Genomic DNA, 7756 nt, shown 5'->3' on the forward strand with positions numbered 1-7756 from the left:
CTCCAATCGATGCACATGATGTGCGCACTTCACGCTGCTTTCGCGGGCTTGCCGAGCGCGCTCTGCTCCATCTCGCGACGCAGCGCGACGACATCGAGATCGCGTTCCAGTTCGACGTCCTCGAAGCGCACGATGGTGTCCTTGGCGACCGGGCGCTTGAGTCTGACGTTGTGCGCGAGCCCGATCGGCAGGCCGCCGATGGCGAGGCTCTTCGATGCCGGGATCGCATTGGCCCAGACTGCGTAGCCGCCTTCGCCGTCTAGCGTCTCGCCCGGCTTGAGGTCGCGCTTGGCGGTCGCCACGGCGTCGCCGCGGAATTCCTTGGACGAACCCGTGGCCTCGCCGCGCAAGACGGCCGACAGCACGCTCACGCTGGTTTCGAGACCGATCATGTGGAACGGACGCCACATCGAGCCGTACCAGCCGGTCGGATCGACGAGCAGGCCGTACTGCTTGAAGCACGCGCGCGCGTATTCGTTCGGCGCCTTGAACGTGACGAAGACGCCGTAGCGGATGTTGTTGAGCACTTCGCGGCCGTCTGGTTCCTGGCTCGCGGCGATGTCCACGAGACCGCTGCGCGACAAGCGTCCGCCGTCTTGCGCCGGCCGAAAGACGCGCGCCAGATCATGCAGGCCAGCGGGAGGAAAGGCGAGGCCGTTGTCCGGACAGTCGAGGCCGGTTCCGTTCGCGACCGCAGCCATTTCGATCGCGGCCTTCGTGCCATCGGTGAAGGAGTTGTACATCTTCGGGTTGAAGTCGCCCTTGGCCACTTCTTCCTCGGTCCAGCCGAAGAAGCTCCATACCGTGTCCGGCGTCGAATAGCGATAGCGCGGCTCGAAATTCATGCCCTTGCCAGCCGAGATCAGCTCGAAGCCGCACGAGCGCACCCAGTCCACCAGTTCGCAGATGATCGCGGGCTGATCGCCGTATGCCATGCTGTAGACGAGACCGCGCTCGCGAGCGCGGGCGGCGAGCAGCGGGCCGCACATCGCGTCGGCCTCGACGTTGACCATCACCACATGCTTGTTGCCTTCGATTGCGGCCAGTGCGTGACGCACGCCGGCGATCGGATGGCCCGTCGCTTCAATGATGCATTCGATTTCCCCGCAGGCGGCGAGTGCGGCGGCATCGTCGAGGACGCAGGTGGCGCCGGTCTCGACGGCATCGGAGAGGGTGCGTGCGCCGTATTGTTCGGCAGGCCAGCCGACTCGCGCAAGCGATGCGCGCGCCTTGCCGACGTCGAGATCGGCGACGCCTACGACATGCAGCCCTTCGATATGGCGGGCCTGCGACAGCACCATCGAGCCGAACTTGCCGGCGCCGATCAGGCCGACGCGTACGGGGCGTCCGGAAGCGTTGCGTGCCTGGAGCAGACTGGAGAGATTCATTTGCAATCCTTTGTGGTCGAGACTATGGATCGTGGCCGCGAGCGCGGCGCGCGGTGAGTGGCCGGGGAGGCGTGTTCGAAGGCATGACAGCGGTGCGCCTTACTTGCGAGCAAGTGTAGTCAGGGGGTTCAGCCAGAACAATTAACATTTCCGAGGCGATTTGTTAGCCAGGCTTCAACGTCAGCGGGCGGCGGCACGCTACGAAGCGGCTTGCCAGGCGGCACGCTCGGCGCGCAGCCAGTCGAGGAACAGGATCACCTTCTTCTTGTGCAGATGCTCGAACGGACAGACGACCCACTGCGTCGTCAGCCGTATCTCCGGAGGCTCACGCACAGGGCAGATCAACGTGCCGTCGCGCAGTTCGCGCCACATCATGAGCGTGCTTTCGAGGGCGATGCCCATGCCGTCGACGGCGGCATCGATCGCCATGTGGCTGCGGTCGAAGAGCACGCGCTGCCCCGGATCGAGCGGTTCTGTGCGCGCCACCGAGAACCAGTGCGGCCACTGGACCTGCGACTTGATCGAATAGATGAGCCGATGGCGCCGCAGTTCGGCGGCATCGAGACTCGACGGTGCGCAGTACGCGGGCGAGCAGACCGGCAGGAACGATTCCTCGGTCAGCGCCTCGACATACAAGCCCGGCCATTGCCCGGTGCCGTGACGAATCTCGATATCGACGGATTCCTGCGCGAAGTCGGTCATTTCATTGGTGCCGTTAAGACGCACTTCGAGATCGGGATGACCGTCGAGGAACGAGCGCAGGCGCGGCAGAAGAAACTTGGTGGACAGCGTTGGCGTCGCGCGCACGGTCAGGAGCGTGACGGAGCGCAACCCGCGTATACGCTGAGTCGCGTCGGCGATGCGGTCGATCTCTTCTGAAATCATCGCGAAGTAGCGCTCGCCTGCTTCGGTCAATGCCACACCACGTCCGACCTTCGTCATCAACGTAGTGCCCAGATGCGTCTCCAGAGACTGGATTTGCTGGCTGACGGCCGATGGTGTGACGTTCAGTTCCGCGGCTGCGCGAGAGATGCTCCCCGAACTCGCAGCCGCATGAAAAACACTGATGGCCCGCAATGGCAGATACATGACTCACCCTTTAGATTGGCTACACCTTTGCGCAAAATAATTGAATTGTCCTTCACCAACAAGCCTCTTATATTTTGCACACGCAGGACCGGCGGCGCCTCGACGAGAGTCGAACAAGTGTCGCGACGTGCCGCGACGCCATACAGACAAAGTGGCGCGTGGACACGCAAGTTCATAAACAGGAGACAGCATCATGAGCACGTCGAACTCGCCGCGCCGCCTCTCGCGACGCGCGGTGTTGAAGGCCGCGGCCGCCCTTCCGCTGGTAACGATATGGACCCGGCCCGCACGCGCCGCAGAGTTCACCTACAAGCTCGCCACCGGGCAATCCCTTAATCAGCCGATCAATGCGCGGCTCAAGGAAGCCATCGACCGCATACGCGAGGCGAGCAGCGGCAGGCTCGAGATCCGCTTCTTCCCCGCATCGCAACTCGGCTCGGACACCGATCTGCTCTCGCAGACGCGCTCGGGCGCCGTCGAGTTCCTCAACATCTCAGGCTCGGTGATGTCGACCGTGATTCCGCTCGCGGCGATCACCAATCTCGGCTTCGCGTTCTCCGACTACGATCAGGTCTGGCGCGGCGTCGATGGCGATCTCGGCAAGATCATTCGCACGCAGATCGACAAGAGCGGGTATGTGTCGGTGTCGAAGGCGGCGGACAACGGCTTCCGGCAGATCACGTCCGCCACGAAACCGATCAAGGCACCCGACGACTTGCGCGGCTACCGCATTCGCGTGCCGGTCTCGCCGATGTTCACGTCGCTCTTCCAGACACTAGGCGCAAACCCTACGTCGATCAACTTCAACGAGCTCTACACCGCGTTGCAGACGCATCTCGTGGACGGCCAGGAAAACGGCCTCGTCACGATCGAGGCGGGCAAGCTCTATGAAGTGCAGAAATACGTGGCTGAGACCAACCACATCTGGGACCCGTTCTGGCTGCTCGGCAATCCGCGCGCATTCAACGCACTGCCCGACGATCTCAAGACGATCGTGAGACGCGAATTCGATCGAGCGAGTGTCGAGCAGCGTGCGGATGTCGCGCGGTTGAACACGTCGCTGAAGTCCCAGCTTTCCAGCAAGGGACTGACGTTCGTTCCCGCGGACAGGGACGCGTTTCGCGCAGCGCTCTCGAAAGCCGGCTTCTATGCGCAATGGCGCGACAAGTTCGGTGCCGGTCCCTGGAGTGCCCTCGAAGCGGTGACGGGGAAAATATCATGAGCGCCGCACACAATCTGGAGGTGCCGGGGCCTTCGTTCGTACGCGACAATCACGGCGAGACCGGCATCGAACGCTGGTTGCGCCGTGGCATCGAAGTGCTCGCCGCAGCCGCGGTCGTCGGCGAGGTTGTGCTGCTGTTCGTCGGCATCGTCGCGCGTGCGGTGTTTCATCAACCACTCATCTGGTCGGACGAACTCGCGTCCATCCTGTTCCTCTGGCTTGCGATGCTGGGCAGCGCGCTCGCGGTGCAGCGTTCATGTCACATGCGGTTGACCTTTTTCGTATCACACATGACGCCGCGCGCACAGGCGTGGGCCGAGACGCTGGCGGTCACTGCCGCGGCCGCCTTCTTCGCGCTCGTGATGCATCCAGCGTTCGACTATGTGCAGGATCAGGCATTCGTCGAAACGCCGGCGCTCGGCTGGTCGGGCTCGGTGAGAGCGCTGGCGATTCCGTTCGGCTGTGCGGCGGCATTGGTCAGTTGCGGGCTGCGTCTTGCACGGCATGACCGGCGTCATATCGTCGGTGCGCTGGCGCTCATCCTGCTGATCGCGTTCGGCTGCTTTCTCGCCAAGGGGCCCTTGACGCACATGGGGCAGGGCGCGCTACTCGTGTTTTTTGTCGGCGTGCTTGGCGCGGCGGTGATGGCCGGCGTGCCGATCGCCTTCGCGTTCTCGCTCGCGACGAGCGCCTATCTGCTGACCACCACGTCGACGCCGCTCAGCGTCGTGGTCGGACGCATGGATGAGGGCATGAGCACACTGATCCTGCTCGCCGTGCCGATGTTCGTGCTGCTCGGCCAACTCGTGCATGTGACGGGCGTCGCGCGCGTGATGGTCGCGTTTCTCGCTTCGCTGCTCGGTCATGTTCGGGGAGGCATGTCGTATGTGCTACTCGGAGCGATGCTGCTGATCTCGGGCATCTCCGGATCGAAAACAGCCGATATGGCGGCGGTTGCGCCCGTGCTTTTCCCCGAGATGCGCAAGCGCGGGATGAAAGACGGCGAGTTGGTGTCGCTGCTCGCGGCGTCCGGTGCGATGAGCGAAACGATTCCACCGTCGCTCGTGCTGATCGCGATCGCGTCGGTGACGGGCATATCTATCGCGGCGCTCTTCACCGCGGGCATTTTGCCGGCGATCGTACTTGCTTTCGTGCTCGGCGTCGTCGCGTGGTGGCGTGCGGGGCGCGAGGAAGAAACGGCGGAGAGCCGCGCTGGCGCGGTGAGGGCGCCGTGGTCGCAGGTGCGTCGCACGTTCGTAATCGCATTACCAGCGCTACTGCTGCCGTTTCTGATTCGCAGCGCGGTGGTCGAAGGCATCGCGACCGCGACGGAGGTATCGACGATCGGCATCGCCTATTCGCTCGTGATCGGCCTCCTGATCTATCGCGGCGGCCTCAAGTGGAAAGCGATCATGCCGATGCTGCTGCAGACGGCGGCACTATCCGGCGCGATTCTGTTCATCGTCGGGGCGGCGAGCGCGATGGGCTGGGCGTTGACGCAGTCCGGCTTCTCGCACGACCTTGCGAACATGATGACGAGAGTCCCGGGCGGTGCTGCGGGCTTCATGCTGGTATCGATCGTTGCGTTCATCGTGCTTGGCAGCGTGCTGGAGGGCATTCCCGCCATCGTGCTGTTCGGGCCGCTGTTGTTTCCGGTTGCGCATCAGCTCGGGATACACGAAGTGCACTATGCGATGGTCGTCGTGCTCGCAATGGGGCTCGGGGTGTTCGCGCCGCCGTTCGGCTTGTGCTATTACGCAGCGTGCATCATCGGCGAGGTATCGCCGGAAGCGGGGCTCAGGCGGATCTGGATCTATCTCGGCATGCTGCTTCTTGGACTGATCGCAATTGCCTTTATTCCCTGGATTTCGACGGTTTTCCTTTGAACGGCCTTCGCCATTTTTGTAGGCTATGACCGCACTTGCCAGTCGCGAAAGTGCGGTTTCACATGTCGAGAGCAGCGCCCGGTGGTGGGTACGCTGCTCGTCGAGCGTCCAATCGGGTTTCCCTTCCGCGCTGCGTACGCTCGAACCCGTACGCTACCGTACCGACTTTGCCCCGGGGGGCGCGCACTGTGGTCGTGGATTGCTCCGCAGTCCCACTGAAAGGCGCCCGAGACGGCCCCGCGCGGCATGATCGTCGTCGATCGCCTGCATCGGCGGCCTCCCTTCATCACATTTCGCGCCGCCTTGACTTCCATGCGAAGGTGCCTGCCGCCTTCATCGGCTGGTATCTGTTTCTCTGGGGCGTCTTCACGGTCTACATGCGGCTTGCCACGTTCCGCTCGCCGCGCGCGCCGCTCCAGTTCATTTTTCTGGCGTTATGGATCACGTTTTCTGCTGCTCGCCGGTGGCGAATGGACGGGCTCGGTAGCGTTGCGGATGGCGGGCGGATATGGCGGTCTGCTCACGGCCGTGCTCGCGTTCTATCTGTCGGCGGCCGATGTCATCAACGAAGTATATGAGCGGACCGTGTTTCCGATCGGCCAGGCGCGGACGTTCAGCCGGCACGCGGTCATCCTGCAGCGGACGATGACGGACGATGCCACAAACTAGTCACGCTACTGATTGTTCAACAACATGTCGAAAGGAGAGTCACCATGGCAACACCTGTTACGCAGGTCGCTGATTTCAGCAAGATCCTGGAGAGCTTCAAGTTTCCCGGCGTCGATATGACGTCGTTGCTGGAAGCGCGGCGCAAGGACGTAGAAGCACTCGCGAAGGCCAACACACTCGCGTATGAAGGAATGCAGGCGTTGGTTCGAAAGCAAACAGAAATGCTCAATGCGAGCGCGCAGGCGATTCAGGCGGCAGCAGGCCGGATGAGCGGCGACAATGCAGTGGAGTCGATGGCAAAGCGGGGAGCGTTCATCCAGGAGTCGCTGCAGACGGCGTTCGAAAACATGCGCGAGCTTGCTGAAATGGCACAGAAGTCGCAGACGGAGTCGTTGGCGGCGATCAGCAAGCGCGCCGAGCAGACGATGCAGGAGCTCACGGCGCTGTCGTCGAAGCGCACGTAGTAGGGGCTAACAAAGGGGCGCCTTGCCGGTGGCACAGAGCGCCGCCGCGAGGGGCGATTTAGACCGCCTTTAGATCGGGCAACAGACGGTCGAACTCCCGCTTCACGACGCGATAACACTCACAGACACGTTTTTCGAGCCCCGGGCGGTCGAGCACCTGGATGTGTCCGTGACCGTAGCGAATGAGCCCGGCGTCCTGAAGCTTCAGCGCAGCTTCCGTCACACCGGAACGCCGTACGCCGAGCATGTTGGCAATCAGTTCTTGGGTCATCTTCAGTTCATTGGAGGGCAGGCGGTCCACGCTGAGCAGCAGCCACCTGCACAGTTGTTGGTCGATCGAATGGTGCCTGTTGCAAACGGCGGTCTGTGCCATTTGCGTGATCAGGGCTTGCGTATAGCGCAGTAACAGCCGCTGCACGGGGCCGCCGCGGATGAATTCCTCTTTGAGTATCTGCGCGTCCAGCCGGAAGGCGGCCCCGGCGCTTTGCACGATAGCGCGGCTCGGCGTCGTTTCGCCGCCCATGAACAGTGCGATGCCGATGAGCCCCTCATTACCCACGATCGCAATTTCTGCGGACGCGCCATCCTCCATCACGTAGAGCAGAGACACGATGGATGTCGCAGGGAAATAGACGAAGCGCTGGCGATCGCCCGATTCGTACACGACCTGCCCCAAAGTCATGTCGACCGGAACGAGATGCGGCGCAAGGCGCACCCTTTCTGCTTCTGGCAAAACTGAAAGTAAATGGTTTTCGTCGAGACGTGCGTCGTCAACCATAGCGGGTCCTCAGGTTCGCCAGAATCGCCCCGGACAAAGGGGGCGGCGGACCGCGCGCGAGCGGGCCTTGCGACCGTTTCAGGGAATCGATTAATCGCACCCGCGCGGGGTCGCTTCCTGCTCGAAGTATAGTTCTGGCGCGCCGCGGGTCGACAGGCCGATATCGGCGGGCGGACGAGGCCGTGCTCGATTACCGGCACGAGAAGAAGGTCATCGGTCAGTGGCCGGGCATCCTTGCCCGCTTCACGTTGCCGGACGGC

At 62.9% G+C, this 7756-nt stretch carries 7 protein-coding genes; 4 read left to right on the forward strand and 3 right to left on the reverse strand.

The features are described from left to right. Positions 1-29: 29 nt before the first annotated feature. Together NCT32_RS35175 and NCT32_RS35180 are read right to left on the reverse strand one after the other, a co-directional pair. A complete protein-coding gene (locus NCT32_RS35175; RefSeq protein WP_061121456.1) occupies positions 30-1388 on the reverse strand; it encodes an NAD(P)H-dependent oxidoreductase in 1359 nt (452 codons plus the stop codon). Positions 1389-1586: 198 nt separating this feature from the next. Then, positions 1587-2477, reverse strand: coding sequence for a LysR substrate-binding domain-containing protein (locus NCT32_RS35180; RefSeq protein ID WP_061121457.1), 891 nt, complete (start codon positions 2475-2477; stop codon positions 1587-1589). A gap of 193 nt (positions 2478-2670) precedes the next feature. Between NCT32_RS35180 and NCT32_RS35185 the strand changes: the two genes are divergently transcribed. The 4 genes from NCT32_RS35185 (at position 2671) to phaP (ending at position 6718) form a co-directional block, all read left to right on the forward strand. Next, on the forward strand, positions 2671-3699 hold the full coding sequence (locus tag NCT32_RS35185; protein WP_061121458.1) for a TRAP transporter substrate-binding protein: 1029 nt from the start codon (positions 2671-2673) through the stop codon (positions 3697-3699). After that, on the forward strand, positions 3696-5585 hold the full coding sequence (locus tag NCT32_RS35190) for a TRAP transporter large permease subunit (RefSeq protein WP_250491397.1): 1890 nt from the start codon (positions 3696-3698) through the stop codon (positions 5583-5585). The genes NCT32_RS35185 and NCT32_RS35190 overlap by 4 nt, the downstream gene beginning before the upstream one ends. Before the next feature lie 384 nt (positions 5586-5969). Continuing rightward, on the forward strand, positions 5970-6254 hold the full coding sequence (locus NCT32_RS35195; RefSeq protein ID WP_311768215.1) for a GPR1/FUN34/YaaH family transporter: 285 nt from the start codon (positions 5970-5972) through the stop codon (positions 6252-6254). A 44-nt stretch (positions 6255-6298) separates the two neighbouring features. Next, complete coding sequence (phaP, locus tag NCT32_RS35200; RefSeq protein ID WP_250491398.1) at positions 6299-6718, forward strand: TIGR01841 family phasin; 420 nt, start codon at positions 6299-6301, stop codon at positions 6716-6718. 58 nt (positions 6719-6776) lie between these two features. Here phaP and NCT32_RS35205 read toward each other — a convergent pair whose 3' ends face one another. After that, positions 6777-7496, reverse strand: coding sequence for a Crp/Fnr family transcriptional regulator (locus NCT32_RS35205; RefSeq protein WP_250491399.1), 720 nt, complete (start codon positions 7494-7496; stop codon positions 6777-6779). Between the last annotated feature and the right edge of the window lie 260 nt (positions 7497-7756).

This window comes from Caballeronia sp. INML2 (assembly GCF_023631365.1).
Lineage (GTDB): Bacteria > Pseudomonadota > Gammaproteobacteria > Burkholderiales > Burkholderiaceae > Caballeronia > Caballeronia turbans.